The following is a 15863-nucleotide window of genomic DNA, read 5'->3' as shown; positions in this document are numbered from 1 at the left end:
GCCTCATTGAAGCGCGGCATGCTCCAGATCAATCTCCGTCCACGATCGGTGTCTTCCGTGGCAGAACGCCACGGCCTCATTGAAGCGACGTTGAGCTGCCCAACCAGTCCGACGGAGTCCGCGTCTTCCGTGGCAGAACGCCACGGCCTCATTGAAGCGTGTTGTGGCGCTCGCCAGCCTGCGTCCACCAGAGAGTCTTCCGTGGCAGAACGCCACGGCCTCATTGAAGCGGGGTCGGCGACATAGTCGGCAGCAAGGATATAGGGTCTTCCGTGGCAGAACGCCACGGCCTCATTGAAGCCGTGATCGCCACGAGATCGCTCGGCGTCTGGCCGACTTGTCTTCCGTGGCAGAACGCCACGGCCTCATTGAAGCACGCGCACAGAGTTGTCGGACTCCCCGTTGGGCGCCGTCTTCCGTGGCAGAACGCCACGGCCTCATTGAAGCAGCCCCCGCCCGTACCAGCCCCGCGCCGTTCAGCACCTGTCTTCCGTGGCAGAACGCCACGGCCTCATTGAAGCGTTCGACTGCACCCACATGGTCGGCGCTGACAACCGAGTCTTCCGTGGCAGAACGCCACGGCCTCATTGAAGCACATGGAACAGTTCAGCTCGCGCCACGACTTCATCGGGTCTTCCGTGGCAGAACACCACGGCCTCATTGAAGCCATATCTGTATCCTCCTGTCTGGCGCCGTCCGTGGCGTCTTCCGTGGCAGAACGCCACGGCCTCATTGAAGCCTGGACCGACCCGGAAACCGGCGTGATGTGTCGGTGCGTCTTCCGTGGCAGAACGCCACGGCCTCATTGAAGCTCTACGAGGCAGAGGCATTCCCCGAGGCCACAGGCGGGTCTTCCGTGGCAGAACGCCACGGCCTCATTGAAGCGGCTGGTTGCTATTGGGAGGTGGTTCTGATGATTATTGTCTTCCGTGGCAGAACGCCACGGCCTCATTGAAGCACGTAGGAGGAAACACCCGATGAAACCCTGGGACACGCGTCTTCCGTGGCAGAACGCCACGGCCTCATTGAAGCAGGGTCTGGAGTATCTTGTCCAGGCCCCGGGCGCTGACGTCTTCCGTGGCAGAACGCCACGGCCTCATTGAAGCTTTACGCAGCTCTCCTGGTACCCACCGACGAGCGCGGTCTTCCGTGGCAGAACGCCACGGCCTCATTGAAGCTTTACGCAGCTCTCCTGGTACCCACCGACGAGCGCGGTCTTCCGTGGCAGAACGCCACGGCCTCATTGAAGCTTGATCCCCTCGATGATCAGCATCACGCCGACAGCCGCGGGTCTTCCGTGGCAGAACGCCACGGCCTCATTGAAGCTCCCCGACCGTGGTCATATGATAGTACGCGCTGCGTGTCTTCCGTGGCAGAACGCCACGGCCTCATTGAAGCACGAGGTCCCTGCCCCATTCCGTTCCGAGCGTCTGGTCTTCCGTGGCAGAACGCCACGGCCTCATTGAAGCACTGGGGATGGAGAAGCGGGCGCGGAACACCACGGCGTCTTCCGTGGCAGAACGCCACGGCCTCATTGAAGCCGGGCGCGCCATTTTTCAATGACTTACGTCACCCTCCGTCTTCCGTGGCAGAACGCCACGGCCTCATTGAAGCCTTCCGGGGCAGCCCCCAGGCCCGTGCGGGTGCGCTGTCTTCCGTGGCAGAACGCCACGGCCTCATTGAAGCATGTAGCAGGTGATCGACTCCTCTCCGGTCGAGACGTCTTCCGTGGCAGAACGCCACGGCCTCATTGAAGCCTGGCCATGCCGACGACGACGTGGGTCGGGGGGGCCTACGTCTTCCGTGGCAGAACGCCACGGCCTCATTGAAGCGCCGGCCAAGTGCGGGGAATCGCAGTAATGGCAGTGGTCTTCCGTGGCAGAACGCCACGGCCTCATTGAAGCAACGACGAGTTTCGCGAACAGCTTGCCGAAGCCATCAGGTCTTCCGTGGCAGAACGCCACGGCCTCATTGAAGCTTATGGGCGACTGAATGCGGCACGCACGCATCTTGACACGTCTTCCGTGGCAGAACGCCACGGCCTCATTGAAGCGAAGTGATGGACCCGGAAACCGGCCAGCGCTTCGAGGTCTTCCGTGGCAGAACGCCACGGCCTCATTGAAGCGTGCCGTCTGTGGCGCGGTAGGCGGCTTGCTTACTCGTCTTCCGTGGCAGAACGCCACGGCCTCATTGAAGCCGCCGGCGGTGGCGACTATGTGACTGAGCAGGGCATCGTCTTCCGTGGCAGAACGCCACGGCCTCATTGAAGCCCGCTCCAGACGGTCACCGGCCTCTGGACCACCTCGCGTCTTCCGTGGCAGAACGCCACGGCCTCATTGAAGCCTTCCGTTGGCGACGACGGATCAGTCCGCCCGAATAGTCTTCCGTGGCAGAACGCCACGGCCTCATTGAAGCGTTCCGATCTTAGCCAATTGAAAGACCCCGGATCATGCTGTCTTCCGTGGCAGAACGCCACGGCCTCATTGAAGCACCGTGCCCCCCGACAGATCCAGCCCATCGACCGCGGAGTCTTCCGTGGCAGAACGCCACGGCCTCATTGAAGCGCGCGCAGACCCTCGCGGATGGAGTCCGCGGTGTGGTCTTCCGTGGCAGAACGCCACGGCCTCATTGAAGCTCCAAGACCAACTACTCCAGCGCGCGCGCCGCCCTTGTCTTCCGTGGCAGAACGCCACGGCCTCATTGAAGCGAGATCAACCGCGTTGTCGGGCGTCAGCCGGATACCATGTCTTCCGTGGCAGAACGCCACGGCCTCATTGAAGCGCGCTCAACAACAACCAAATCCCCACGATGACGTACCGTCTTCCGTGGCAGAACGCCACGGCCTCATTGAAGCCAGACCGTCAAAGGATGAAAAACCCACTCGACCCGCGTCTTCCGTGGCAGAACGCCACGGCCTCATTGAAGCCTGCTGGTCAAGGCATTCATCTACCGGATCTCCACGTCTTCCGTGGCAGAACGCCACGGCCTCATTGAAGCGACGACATCGGCCTCATCCTGCGCACCGACAGCGCGTCTTCCGTGGCAGAACGCCACGGCCTCATTGAAGCCGCACGGCCTCGAGGCCGTATTCCGTCCACTCCACGTCTTCCGTGGCAGAACGCCACGGCCTCATTGAAGCCGTTCATGCCTTGGTCCTCCTGGCTCTCGTTGCTTCGTCTTCCGTGGCAGAACGCCACGGCCTCATTGAAGCGCCGGCAGGCTGGCGCCCATGCCCCGGTGGGTCTGGGTCTTCCGTGGCAGAACGCCACGGCCTCATTGAAGCGCATCTATCACGGCAACTGCGCAGACGGCTACGGCGTCTTCCGTGGCAGAACGCCACGGCCTCATTGAAGCGGCGACGTGGACGCCATTGAGGTGGCTGCGTGGTGTCTTCCGTGGCAGAACGCCACGGCCTCATTGAAGCACGGCCGCGCCGGCCCGGCGCACGGTGCGCATCCCCGTCTTCCGTGGCAGAACGCCACGGCCTCATTGAAGCTCTACAACCGGCGCGCGGTGCTGCCCTACCTGGACGACGTCTTCCGTGGCAGAACGCCACGGCCTCATTGAAGCAGGGAGTGGGCGCGGGCGGATTCGGCGTCGTGGTAGCGTCTTCCGTGGCAGAACGCCACGGCCTCATTGAAGCGTAACACGGATAGCAGAGGCGCAGCGGGAGGATGACGTCTTCCGTGGCAGAACGCCACGGCCTCATTGAAGCTGCGGGCCGCGGACCCACGGCCGGTCTACCGGCTCGTCTTCCGTGGCAGAACGCCACGGCCTCATTGAAGCGGGGCGGAATCGGCTCATGCCCGCATGGTGCGGGGTGGTCTTCCGTGGCAGAACGCCACGGCCTCATTGAAGCACGCGGCGCCAGACCGGTGCTTTAATCAGGCGAAACGTGTCTTCCGTGGCAGAACGCCACGGCCTCATTGAAGCGGATCATCAGGCTTCGGCATCGGTTCCTCCGGCGGGGTCTTCCGTGGCAGAACGCCACGGCCTCATTGAAGCCGTGGCGTAGAAGCAGATCAGAGGCCCAAGCCCAAGGTGTTCCGTGGCAGAACGCCACGGCCTCATTGAAGCCACGCACAGCAACTACGTCGCGTCGGGATCTGGTGGTGTGTTCCGTGGCAGAACGCCACGGCCTCATTGAAGCCTCCGGGCCACCGAAATGCCCCCACTGCAAGCGCCCGGTGTTCCGTGGCAGAACGCCACGGCCTCATTGAAGCGTCGCGGTGGAGGAGCCCGACGATGCGAACACCAACGTCGTGTTCCGTGGCAGAACGCCACGGCCTCATTGAAGCAAAGAAGTCCACGTGCATGTGGTTGAGTGACTTGAACGTGTTCCGTGGCAGAACGCCACGGCCTCATTGAAGCGCGAGATCCTCGGCCGTGGGGTTGTAGTAAGTCATCGTGTTCCGTGGCAGAACGCCACGGCCTCATTGAAGCGCGATGGTCTTGTCGGTGGAATACCGGGACAGCAGGTGTTCCGTGGCAGAACGCCACGGCCTCATTGAAGCAAGATGTAGTTCCGGGTCCAGTCAGTGAACACGATTTGTGTTCCGTGGCAGAACGCCACGGCCTCATTGAAGCCGGGCCGGCTGAAATATTTATCTTCGTGCCCCCAGCCCAGTGTTCCGTGGCAGAACGCCACGGCCTCATTGAAGCCGGCTGTGTCACATGCAGCCCGTACTGGGCGAGTTTGTGTTCCGTGGCAGAACGCCACGGCCTCATTGAAGCGTGGCAGAAGCCCTTGATGGCGCGGGCCAGGCTTCCGGGTGTTCCGTGGCAGAACGCCACGGCCTCATTGAAGCCCGACACGGCTGAACGACCCAGGCGGAAGCCTGTCCGGTGTTCCGTGGCAGAACGCCACGGCCTCATTGAAGCCGGTCCAGGCGCCAGATGCGATCTGATAGCTGCAGGCGTGTTCCGTGGCAGAACGCCACGGCCTCATTGAAGCGAGGGCAAGGGCATCCCGCGGGCCGGCGTCCGGCAGCGTGTTCCGTGGCAGAACGCCACGGCCTCATTGAAGCCCGGCGGCCGGAGACTTCCATAAATGCCACCTCCACCGTGTTCCGTGGCAGAACGCCACGGCCTCATTGAAGCATGATCGTCAGAGCCGAGATGGAGCAAGGATTTACAGTGTTCCGTGGCAGAACGCCACGGCCTCATTGAAGCCGCGTCGACCCCATGCAGGTCACCGGCCACCGGCCCGGTGTTCCGTGGCAGAACGCCACGGCCTCATTGAAGCGTGTCCGTAGGGGTGCCGGATTAGTTGGGCTTGGTGTGTTCCGTGGCAGAACGCCACGGCCTCATTGAAGCACCCCTTGGTATGCGCCTTGCCATGTATACGCTACCCAATACCCTCTACATCATGACTCCCGCTGCCCTTGGACCATCTGGACGGCCTGACCTGCATTGGCAACATCATGGCGTCGCCGTTGCGTATGCACCGGCTCGCGGATGAAGGCAAGACCTTGTGGAAGGCTTAGTGCCGGCGAAAGCATATTGAGGGCACAGAGGATGCGAAGCTGCCCAGGAGGTTCTCTGATTCTTGAACGTCTCGAATGGAAAGCGTGCGTCGACAATAATCGGTTCGCCCGGACGACCGGGGTTTGGTTTTGGGCAGGATCGCCCGGAGGACCGGGCTCCTACATGAGCCGAGATTATCGCGCGGATATCCATGGAACCTATGTGATGATCGAAGCCACCGGGGACGTCGAGGAGATTCTCTCTGGGTTACTGATGGTATGGTTGTCGTCGATACGACGTTTTCAGGCCCTATTCTCGCCCTCGGCTTTCTGGCTTGCCTTGGCTAAGGTCGGACGGGTGATAGGAAAGCAATCTGCCCAAGGGTCGATGGGCAGTCACAATGGAAGGCAAGATATGGATGATCCGGATATCCGCTTCTCACGTGGAGGAAACTCGAATCCGCTCGGCAAATGTACGCATGAGGTCAAGACGTCCGTGCCCGAGGAAGTCAAGGAGCAGCTCACCGCATTGGCGGTTGTTCACGGGATGACCTTGAGCGAGTACGTCAGGGAGGCATTGATGAGGCATCTTTACGGTGAACTCCGCATGGCCAGGCTGGCGATGCGCAGGGGAGAAGGCGGCTCGGACGACTGAGCATGCAGGCAGTGGAAGGGGCGGTGCGATGGATGGGTCATATGGCGGTCGGAGCCGAGGGGTCAACAGATATCCGATTCCGACTGACATGGATCGGCTGACTGACCAGGCAGCTTCGGGCGGAGCTGCCGCCGGAGGTTTACCTGCTATTACGCAAGTCTGGGGAAGATCCAGACCAGGTAAACGCCCTGGCCGTGGGATGTCGCGGACTGAGGGATGATCTGTGGACGTCAATCCAGATATTCGGCGGGCGGGAGAATGACTTACCGCGGGGTAGCGCAAGATTTCCGTGCGCGATCCGAGACCCGATGGCTGGCCTCGATTGGGTGGGAGGACAGGCGCTCCGTCGAGCAAGTAGCGTTCCATGAGTCCGGTCACGCCGTCATGACACTCCTGGTTGGACGGCGATTGAAGGAAGTGGCGGTGACTTCACCACGTTCCGGCAATACGCGTGAGGAACGGTCCGGGCCTCCTGTCTGGCTCTCGGCTCAGGGAGAACGCAAGGATCCGCATGTGATTCGTCGTTTGCTGGATACCATCCGGATTCTTCTGGCCGGGCCGATCGCCGATCAGGAGTACTCGCGCGCACGGGATCTCTTTGAGGCCGGGGGCTCTGCTGATCTCGACAAGGTGGCGGCGCTCCTGACCTATATGGAGGCGGCCTTATCTCATAACGCGATCCACTATCAGTCCCTGGTTGATGATGTGAGTGACTACCTCATGTCACCGAATGTATGGCATTACGTCACGATCCTGGCCGAAGCCCTGACCCGCACCCCGATCATGTCCGGAAGCGAGGTTGTTTCACTCTTGGCAGGAGCGGGAAAGGGTCGGAACCAGCTTTCACTATTCCCCGATCTTTGTGCATAGGCCTGATGTGAGGGTTCGTCATGACGATCCAGCACCGTGAGACGCTTATCATTGCGGGCAGAACCATGCGCATGGACGAGCTCGTGATCCCCGAGAATCATCCCTGGATCGAACGTATTGATTGGGACCTCGCACGCAGCCAAGGTGCACCCGGCGCCGTATTTACTACCGCGTGCTGGCGGAGATATCTCGGCACCTGGGAGATACGGGATTCACTGCTCTATCTGCTGGGTCTCGAGGGCATGTGTCGAATGACCTGCGATGATCCCATTCATGCCGCTTGGTATACGGGCACGATCAGGGCCCATGCCGGCGAATTGATCGATTTTCGGGATGGATACAACCCTTGGTATGAGGAAGAGCGCACCTTTCTTGTGGAGGCAGGTGTTATCAGGGAAAGCCGACACATGGACTTTCGAATCGGTGCCGGGCTTCCGCTGCTGGACTGGAAGTAGATGAGACGCAGTGGCTCGGCCCATCAGGGGCGCTCTCAGGCGTATGTCTGCACCGGCAGACGGATCTCCTCATCCAGATCATCCGACATGACCCGGACCTTGAGGATGCGGCCGGGCGTGGCATAGGACAGCGGTTCGGATACCTCCCGAATCCAGCGCGTAACAAGGATACCCGTTTCCCATCACTATCTCCCCCCGATTCACATCTCCGTTTCGTGCAGGCTCAATCTCTGAGCCACCGGGGGTGTTACAACCTGCCTGGAAAGCGGCGAACCACCCGGCAGGCTGATGTGTTCCCACAGGTCCCCACGGGCGCCGCTTGAACGACAACTGCCCAGGGAGGGAACACGTGGCACCTGAACCGATCACCGGCATCCAGCGCAAGTTCGCCCGCAAGGCTCGGCAGGGTCTTGCGTGTACTGGCGTGCCCGTCTTCGCCAGGGCCGCGTCCCGGGCAATCATCGTCCAGCGATCTCCCCGTGGAGGGCTTCCGGTGCCGCGAGGGCGAACGCCTGAATGGAGGAGCGACCATCATGAAAGTCCGATGTTTCCTGTTGCTGTCGATCGCGCTGCTTTTCGTCGCATGCGGCGGCGGCGGCAGCGGCGGCTCTGACCCGATGCCCCCCGACCCCGGTGCCGAATCCCTGGTATGGGATCAGGGGGCGTGGGATCAGCACAATTGGCACTGAATCGGAGGAATGCAATCATGAGGAAATTGATGTTTATCACACTGCTCTGTCTGGCGGGGGCCGCGTACGCTGAAGTCCCGCATATCTTCCAGTCCGGCCAGCCGGCACGGGCGGCGGATGTGAACCAGAACTTCCAGCACCTGAAACAGAAAACCGACCAGTCCATCACGCAGTTGGCGATCTTTCCGGTGGACGGGGCTGAATTCGATATCGGGATCGCGGAAGCGGTTTGCCCCGGAGGGTCCATACCCGTCAGCGCCAGTTGTGTTTGTTCCGGTGACGGCACGACCCAGAACTATGGCGTCCTGCTCGGATGTCGAACAACCGCTGTCGGGGCGCTGGGTGCCTGCGTTGCGGAAGGGATTACGTACAATCCTGCGCTGGCCTGGCCGGAAGCCGTTGTGTCGTCCATGTGTGCGGCGGCCGCAACACACGGTGGACAAGCCATGGGCCAGGCCGTGGGCATGGAGATCAAGATCCGGGCCGATGAGCATGGTGAGGCCGTCAACCGATTGAGTGAACAGGTTTCCAACTACCGGACCCTCATCAGCCGATGACCACCTGCCCGGGCTGAACCCTTTCGCCCGGAGGACCGGGCTCCTACCGGACGCCCCGCCCCGTAGGAGCCCAGTCCCCTGGGCGATCCTGCCGAAGCTGAACCCCGATCGCCCGGAGGACCGGGCTCCTACGGGTGCACTGGTCCTTCCGGGCGGTGGCAGCCGATTGGTCCCGGGAGACCACCGATCGCCGCAGCCGCACCGGACATCGTTTTGGCCGTCCGAAATATGGCACTATTCCCTATAAAACAACAAAAAGGGAATGGAATTGGCTATGAAGAAGATCATTCAGTTTGTGGCGGGCATGGTGGAAGGCCGTGATCCCGCCTTGGCGGAACACCACGATAATCTGGGAGAGAGTGCCGCGCTCCTGGCACAGCACCTGGGGTATTCGTCCAGGGAGACGGACCTGCTGTGCTTCGGCGCGCGGGTGCATGATGTCGGCAAGTTGTCCCTGAGCGACCACATCCTGAACAAGCCCGCCCGGCTGACCGCCGTAGAGTTTTCCCTGGTCATGGAGCACCCCCGGCTTGGCCGTGATCTGCTGGCGCCGCTGGATCTGGATCCCCGCATCACCGAGATCGTGTGCTTTCATCACGAGAACTTTGATGGATCGGGGTATCCCGAGGGCCTCAAGGGGGAAGCCATTCCCCTGTTTGCCAGGATCGTGCGCATCCTGGATTCCTTCGATGCGATGACGATGGACAGGCCGTACCATCAGAGCGTGTCCCCCGATGAAGCCCTGCGGCTCATGGAGAATGACGCCCGCTGCTACGATCCGGCGTTGCTGAGCCCGTTCTGCGAGGTAATGCGTCGATCGTGCCTGGCGTAAGACACGGGTATGGGTTCCCGCACCCATGGCCGCCTCGTGCTACCCACCGACGTGTGCGCCGACATGCCCGCGCGGGCGGTTGACGTTCAGCCATAAGATGCCTGCGTGTTACATTTCCCATGTTGGCGGTGGTCCCGGCGCAGAATCGGTCGGTCGTCGCTGCGGTCGGATGGCGTGGCGCCGGAAGCCGCGGGAGCGTGGACGGGAGGTGATCTGATGACACGGCATGCATTTCGACTTCTGGTGGTCCTGGGTTTGTTGGGAGCCTCCCAGGCACTGGCCCATCATGGCTGGAGCAGCTACGACGGCGACCGGGAATTGACTCTGACCGGCGCGGTGGTCTCGGCGGTCTTCGAATGGCCTCATGCCGAGCTTGTGCTGGATACTGGCGACAAGCAGTGGCGCGTGGTGCTGGCGCCGCCCACGCGCACGCGCAACCGCGGCCTTTCCCCGGAGCGGGTCACGGAGGGCACGCAGGTGACCGTCGTGGGACATCCCCATCGACAGGATGAGGAGGAGATTCGCGTGGAACGCGTCATCGTGGGTGACGACACCATCGAGCTGCGTTGATGGAGGCACACGCGCCCGAGGTACTCATCCGGCTGGAGGAAAGCGGTCTCGGCCAGTTGATGCGTCAATCCCTGTGGCTCTACCCCGCCGTGGAGGTTGTGCACATCCTGGGCTTTGCCCTGGTGTTGATCTCCGTGCTGTTGTTCGACGCGCGGGTCCTGGGCCGCCAGCGCGACCTGGCGGTGGATGACGCGGGCCGCCTGCTGCTGCCCGCCGCGTGGCTGGGCATGGGCCTGGCGGTGGTCACCGGCGTCATGCTGCTGGCCACCCAGGCCGCGAGCATCGGCATGCAGACGGTGTTCTGGGTCAAGATGGGGCTGGTGCTGCTGGCCGGCGCGAACGCGCTGCTGTTCCACGGATGGTGCCTGCGGCATCTGTACCGCTGGAACCGTCTGGCGCCGGCGCCACGGCGCGCCAGGGCGGTGGCGGCTGTGTCGATGCTCGGCTGGCTGGGCGTGCTGGTCAGCGGGCGCCTGATTGCCTATCTTTGAGAGCGGCGGGCCTTTCGCGGCCCGTGAACCAGGGAACCTTCATGCCTCCGAAAGCGAGTCCCCCACAATCCGTTGCCCTGGCCATGACCGGCGCCTCCGGGGCCCAGTACGGCCTGCGCCTGCTGGAATGTCTCCTGAAAGCGGACGTGCGCGTGTCGCTGATGCTCTCGCGCCCGGCGCAGGTGGTGATCGGCATGGAGACCGAACTCTCACTGCCGGGCCGGGTGGCGGAGATCGAGCGCTATTTCACCGGGCGTTACGAGGTCCCGGAGGGCCGTCTGCGGGTCTATGACCGGGAACAGTGGACGGCGCCCCTGGCCAGTGGCTCCTCGCCACCCGATGCCATGGTGATCTGCCCCTGCACCACCGCGACCCTCTCCGCGGTGGCTTCCGGGGCCAGCCGCAGCCTGATGGAACGTGCGGCGGATGTGGTGCTCAAGGAGCGCCGTCCCCTGATCATGGTGGTGCGCGAGACGCCGTTCACCGAGATCCATCTGGAGAATATGCTCAGGCTTTCCCGCATGGGCGCGGTGGTCATGCCCGCCAACCCGGCCTTCTATCACAAGCCGCAAAGCGTGGACGATCTGGTGGATTTCATGGTGTCCCGCGTACTGGATCATCTGCAGGTGCCCAATGATCTGATCCGGCGCTGGGGCGGGGCGGAGGATACGCGCGAGTGAGCACGCTCCCGCTGTTTCCGCTGAACACGGTGCTGTTCCCCGGTGGTGTTCTGCCGCTTCGCATCTTCGAGACGCGCTACATCGACATGGTGCGCAACTGTCTGCGCACGGACACCGGCTTCGGGGTGTGTGCCATTCGCGAGGGGGGCGAAGTGGGCCCCGCGGCCGAGGTCCATCCGGTGGGTACGCGCGCAGTGATCGCCGACTGGGAGGGCCGCGCCGACGGATTGCTGGGGATTACCGCCCGGGGCGAGGAGCGCTTTCGCATTCTGCGCACCTGGGTACAGCCCGACCGGTTGCTCATGGCCGAGGTGGAGTATCTGCCGGAGCCGTCCGCGGCGGCGATCCCCGAGGAGTTCCTGGATCTGGTCACCCTGCTGGATCGACTGCTTTCCGAACTGGGCCCGCCCTACGCCGATCTTCCCCGGGATGCCGGCAACGCGGCCTGGGTGGGCGCGCGCCTGGGTGAACTGCTGCCCGTCAATCTCGAGGCCAAGCAGCGCATGCTGGAAAGCGACGACCCGCTGTCACGGTTGTTCATTCTGCGGGACGCCATGCTCAACCTGGCGTGACGCGCTGCCTGGTTCCGAGGTTTGACAGGGCAAGGTGGTGGGCTGGTAAGGTATCATGTTCGCTCAGACGGGTGTCTGACCCGGCTGACGCCCACATTCATCCCCACCGGAAAAATTCATGGCCGTTATTGAACTGACCCAGGCGGACTTCGAGTCCACCATCACCGGCAACGACATCGTCATCGTGGATTTCTGGGCGCCCTGGTGCGCGCCCTGCCGCGCCTTCGCCCCGATCTTCGAGGCGGCTTCCGAGAATCACCCCGACGTGGTATTCGCCAAGATCAACACGGAAGAGGAACAGGCCCTGGCCGGTCATTTCCAGATCCGGTCCATTCCCACGCTCATGGTCTTCCGGGAACAGGTGGTCATCTTCGCCCAGCCCGGCATGTTGTCGGCCTCCCAGCTCGAGGACCTGATCGGCAAGGTGCGGGAACTCGACATGGCCAAGGTGCACGAGGAGATCAGGCAGCAGCAGGCACAGAAGCGCGAAGGCCAGGGCTGATCGTAGCGGGCGCCACACCCGGAAAGCCGACCGCGAAGAGCGCGGGGTTCTTTCTCTGAAGATTCCCTTTGTGCTCCTGGCGCATACCCTGGCGACCTGTGCGGTCGGGCTCCTGACCTTGCTTTCGGGGCCTTCCCGGTCGAAAGTCGGTGGCCGCGGTACTCTCGACGACGGGGCCTGAACCATGCTGTTCGTGACCAGCCAGATGGCGGCGCTTATCGTATGCGGCGTGATCTGGCGCCTGGTGCAACCGGCCGGGCTGGATGCCGACGCCACCCGGCGGGTGCTCACCAACGTGGTCTATCACCTGTTGCTGCCGGCGCTGGTGCTCATGGTCATGTGGCGGGCGCCGCTGGGGCTGGATTCGCTGCGCATCGCGGCGGTGGCCGCCAGCGCAATCCTGGTGTCGATCTCGCTCATCTGGACGATCTGTCGCGCATGCGGGCAGGATCGCGCAGTCACCGGGGCCATGATCCTCACGGCCTCGTTTCCCAACGCGGTCTACCTGGGCCTGCCGGTGCTGGAGAGCCTGTTCGGCGATCTGGGCCGATCCGTGGCCATCCAGTACGACCTGTTCGGCTGTCTGCCGCTGCTGATGACGGTGGGCCTGCTGGTGGCGCGCCATTACGGTGAGCCCGGTGACCTGCCGGTCCATCCGCTGGCCACGCTGTCGCGCGTGCCGGCCGTCTGGGCCGCGCTGGCGGGCATCGGCCTCAATCTGGCCGAGGTGCCGCTCACGCCCTGGTTCGAGACCCTGTTCTCCATGCTCGCCAACGGCGTCACGCCCCTGATGCTCTTCTCCCTGGGCTTGGCCCTGTCGTTCCGATCCTGGCGCGTGGGTTATGCGGCGATGCTGCTGCCGGTGGTGGTCGTCCAGTTGTTCGCCATGCCCCTCTGGGCCCTGGGCCTGTCCCACACCCTGGGCCTGGAAGGGGACATGCGGGTGGCCACCGTGCTCGAGGCGGCCATGCCCAGCATGGTGCTGGGTCTGGTGTTCTGCGACCGCTACCGGCTGGACACCTCGGTCTATGCCGCGGCGGTGACCGTCACCACGGCGCTGTCGCTGGTGACTTTGCCGCTGTGGTACGGGTGGGTGGGGTGAGGCGAGTTCAAGGTTCAAAGTTCAAGGTTCACGAGTTCAAAGTTCAAAGTTCAAAGTTCAAAGGCGAGACGGTGGCTTCGACTTGTCGCAGTGGGAGGGTCAGCGCCTTCCCCTTTGAACCTTGAACTTTGAACCTTGAACCTTGACCTATGAGTTCGCCTTCAAACCAGCATCCTGATTCCCAGCACCATCAGCAGCAGCGCGAACAGCCTGCGCACCAGCGGTACCGGCAGCGTGTGCGTGAGCCGGGCGCCGATGGGGGCGGTGAGGAAACTGGCCAGCGCGATGCCTGCCAGGGCAGGTCCGTGGATGTAGCCGGCGGTCCAGGCCGGCAGGCCCTGAGTTTGCCAGCCGTGGATCATGAAGCCCCCGGCCCCGGCCAGGGCGATGGGCAGACCGACGGCGGCCGCGGTGCCGATGGCGTGACGCACCGCCACGTTGAACCACACCAGATAGGGCACGGTGAGCGAGCCTCCGCCGATGCCCAGGAGTGCGGAGACGAGGCCGATGACGCCGCCGCCGCCGGTGAGTGCCGCGGTGCCTGGCAGGGGCCGGTGCGGCGCCGGGCGGATGTTCATCAGCATGTAGACGGCCAGGACGATTTCGAAGGCACCGAACACCCGGCGCAGGGCGTCCGAGCTCAGGATCTCCGCCAGGGTGGCGCCGGCCAGGGCGCCCAGCATCACACCCGGTGCCAGACGGGTGACAAGATCCCAGCGCACCGCGCCGTGCTGGTGATGTGCCCGGGCAGAGGCGATGGCCGTGGGCACGATGGTGGCCAGAGACGTGCCGATGGCCAGGTGGGTGATCGCCGCCGGATCCACGCCCTGACGGATAAACAGCCACACCAGCACCGGTACGATGAGCAGTCCACCCCCCACGCCCAGCAGGCCGGCCATTACGCCCGCCACCGCCCCCAGCGCCAGGTAGGCCAGCCATGCTTCCACGCGTTGCTCCCGTTGTAGTGATGGACGACGTGTTGTTGGAAACTGCAAAACCGCGACGCAAAGACGCGAAGACGCAAAGGTTCAGAAGTCAAATCAAAAGTCTTCTTTGCGAACCCTTTGCGTCTTCGCGTCTTTGCGTCAAGGCTTTGCCTTCAACCCGCCAGTTCGTTCAGCGAGCGCGCGGCCGCCTCGATGGTCTGATCCAGGTCGCCCTGGCTGTGGGCGCTGGAGACGAAACCGGCCTCGTAGGCGGATGGCGCGAGGTACACGCCCCGCTCCAGCATCTCGTGGAAGAACAGGCGGAAGCGGTCAAGGTTGCACTGGGTGGCCTGGTAGAAGTTGCTCACCCGCGGCTGGTCGGTGAAGAACAGCCCGAACATGCCGCCCACCCGGTTCGCGGTCATCGGGATACCCGTATCCCGGGCTGCGGCCAGGATGCCGTCGACGAGGGTGTTCACCTTCTCGCCCAGCAGGTCGTAGAAACCGGGGCTTGAGACGAGTTCCAGGGTCTTCAGGCCCGCGGCCATGGCCACCGGGTTGCCGGAAAGGGTACCCGCCTGGTAGACGGGACCGAGCGGGGCAAGCTGTTCCATGACCTCGCGCCGCCCGCCGAAGGCCCCCACCGGCATGCCGCCGCCGATCACCTTGCCCAGCGTGGTCAGGTCCGGTTTCACGTTGTAGAGCGCCTGGACGCCGCCCAGCGCCACCCGAAAGCCGGTCATCACCTCGTCGAAGATCAGCAGCGCGCCGTACTCGTCGCACAATGCCCGCAGCCCCTCCAGAAAGCCGGGCTCCGGTGGAATGCAGTTCATGTTGCCGGCCACGGGTTCGACGATGACGCAGGCCACCTGGCCGCCCACGTGGGAGAAGGTGTCGCGCACCTGGTCCAGGTCGTTGTAGGCCAGTGTCAGGGTGTGTTCGGCGAGTGCCGCGGGCACGCCCGGGGAGCTGGGCACGCCCAGGGTGAGGGCGCCGGAACCGGCCTTGACCAGCAGGGAGTCCCCGTGACCGTGGTAGCAGCCCTCGAACTTGATGATCTTGTCGCGGCCGGTGAAGCCGCGGGCCAGGCGAATGGCGCTCATGGTGGCCTCGGTACCCGAGTTCACCATGCGCACCATGTCCATGGAGGGCACCAGCTCGCACACCCGGTCCGCCATGCGGATCTCGATCTCCGTGGGGGCACCGAAGGAGAGCCCGTGGGCGATGGTCTCGCGCACCGCCTCCAGTACCTCGGGATGGGCATGACCGGCGATCATGGGGCCCCAGGAGCCCACGTAATCGATATAGCGCTTGCCGTCGGCATCATAGAGATACGCGCCCTCGGCGCGCTCGATGAACAACGGGTCGCCGCCCACGCCCTTGAAGGCGCGCACGGGTGAGTTCACGCCGCCGGGGATGTGTGTCAGGGCGGCCTTGAAGAGGTCGTGGGAACGGGTCATTGGGGAAGCTTCTGTGAAGGTTTTGAGATCGGATACC

The 15863-nt window shown here is 63.5% G+C and carries 14 protein-coding genes and 1 CRISPR repeat array (1 of these 15 running past the window's edge); of the genes, 12 read left to right on the top strand and 2 right to left on the bottom strand.

The window, feature by feature from the left end; all coding sequences use genetic code 11:
* A CRISPR array of direct repeats spans positions 1–5316; the repeat unit is 36 nt; unit sequence GTCTTCCGTGGCAGAACGCCACGGCCTCATTGAAGC (it extends 1185 nt beyond the left edge of the window).
* Positions 5317–5649: 333 nt separating this feature from the next.
* The 12 genes from THITHI_RS20990 to THITHI_RS0106285 all read left to right on the top strand — a co-directional run bounded on the left by THITHI_RS20990 (position 5650) and on the right by THITHI_RS0106285 (position 13440).
* Positions 5650–6120 carry a hypothetical protein gene (locus tag THITHI_RS20990; protein WP_232199389.1) on the top strand — a complete coding sequence of 157 codons (471 nt, stop codon included), beginning with the start codon at positions 5650–5652 and terminating at the stop codon, positions 6118–6120.
* Positions 6121–6336: 216 nt separating this feature from the next.
* Positions 6337–6990, top strand: a complete 654-nt coding sequence (locus tag THITHI_RS20140; RefSeq protein ID WP_083908671.1) for a M50 family metallopeptidase — start codon at positions 6337–6339, stop codon at positions 6988–6990.
* A 20-nt stretch (positions 6991–7010) separates the two neighbouring features.
* Positions 7011–7445, top strand: coding sequence for a hypothetical protein (locus tag THITHI_RS0106330; RefSeq protein WP_018232231.1), 435 nt, complete (start codon positions 7011–7013; stop codon positions 7443–7445).
* A 533-nt stretch (positions 7446–7978) separates the two neighbouring features.
* Positions 7979–8134 (top strand): hypothetical protein, encoded by a 156-nt coding sequence (locus THITHI_RS20565; RefSeq protein WP_018232230.1) that lies wholly within the window; start codon positions 7979–7981, stop codon positions 8132–8134.
* Between the two features lie 29 nt (positions 8135–8163).
* Positions 8164–8691, top strand: a complete 528-nt coding sequence (locus THITHI_RS0106320; RefSeq protein ID WP_156820487.1) for a hypothetical protein — start codon at positions 8164–8166, stop codon at positions 8689–8691.
* A gap of 274 nt (positions 8692–8965) precedes the next feature.
* Positions 8966–9523 (top strand): HD-GYP domain-containing protein, encoded by a 558-nt coding sequence (locus tag THITHI_RS0106315; protein ID WP_018232228.1) that lies wholly within the window; start codon positions 8966–8968, stop codon positions 9521–9523.
* Positions 9524–9739: 216 nt separating this feature from the next.
* Positions 9740–10093 (top strand): DUF6152 family protein, encoded by a 354-nt coding sequence (locus THITHI_RS0106310; RefSeq protein ID WP_018232227.1) that lies wholly within the window; start codon positions 9740–9742, stop codon positions 10091–10093.
* Positions 10093–10584, top strand: a complete 492-nt coding sequence (locus tag THITHI_RS0106305) for a hypothetical protein (protein ID WP_018232226.1) — start codon at positions 10093–10095, stop codon at positions 10582–10584. The genes THITHI_RS0106310 and THITHI_RS0106305 overlap by 1 nt, the downstream gene beginning before the upstream one ends.
* Before the next feature lie 41 nt (positions 10585–10625).
* Positions 10626–11264: a UbiX family flavin prenyltransferase gene (locus tag THITHI_RS0106300; RefSeq protein WP_033337096.1), complete on the top strand. Its 639-nt coding sequence runs from the start codon at positions 10626–10628 to the stop codon at positions 11262–11264.
* The gene (locus THITHI_RS0106295; protein ID WP_018232224.1) at positions 11261–11836 is read left to right on the top strand and encodes an LON peptidase substrate-binding domain-containing protein; all 576 of its coding nucleotides are present in this window, start codon (positions 11261–11263) and stop codon (positions 11834–11836) included. Before THITHI_RS0106300 ends, THITHI_RS0106295 begins: the two co-directional genes overlap by 4 nt.
* 118 nt (positions 11837–11954) lie before the next feature.
* Positions 11955–12338 (top strand): thioredoxin, encoded by a 384-nt coding sequence (gene trxA, locus THITHI_RS0106290; RefSeq protein WP_018232223.1) that lies wholly within the window; start codon positions 11955–11957, stop codon positions 12336–12338.
* A 184-nt stretch (positions 12339–12522) separates the two neighbouring features.
* A complete protein-coding gene (locus tag THITHI_RS0106285; protein ID WP_018232222.1) occupies positions 12523–13440 on the top strand; it encodes an AEC family transporter in 918 nt (305 codons plus the stop codon).
* A 161-nt stretch (positions 13441–13601) separates the two neighbouring features.
* On the opposite strand, the gene THITHI_RS0106280 is transcribed toward THITHI_RS0106285, so the two are convergent.
* Both THITHI_RS0106280 and hemL read right to left on the bottom strand, forming a co-directional pair.
* Positions 13602–14387, bottom strand: coding sequence for a sulfite exporter TauE/SafE family protein (locus THITHI_RS0106280; protein WP_018232221.1), 786 nt, complete (start codon positions 14385–14387; stop codon positions 13602–13604).
* 152 nt (positions 14388–14539) lie between these two features.
* Positions 14540–15826: a glutamate-1-semialdehyde 2,1-aminomutase gene (gene hemL / locus THITHI_RS0106275; RefSeq protein WP_018232220.1), complete on the bottom strand. Its 1287-nt coding sequence runs from the start codon at positions 15824–15826 to the stop codon at positions 14540–14542.
* Positions 15827–15863 lie beyond the last annotated feature (37 nt).

The sequence above is a fragment of the Thioalkalivibrio thiocyanodenitrificans ARhD 1 genome (assembly GCF_000378965.1).
GTDB classification, from domain to species: Bacteria; Pseudomonadota; Gammaproteobacteria; order Ectothiorhodospirales; family Ectothiorhodospiraceae; genus Thioalkalivibrio_A; species Thioalkalivibrio_A thiocyanodenitrificans.
The sequence above is the reverse complement of the archived record's forward strand: the minus strand, read 5'-3'. Positions and strand labels throughout refer to the sequence as shown.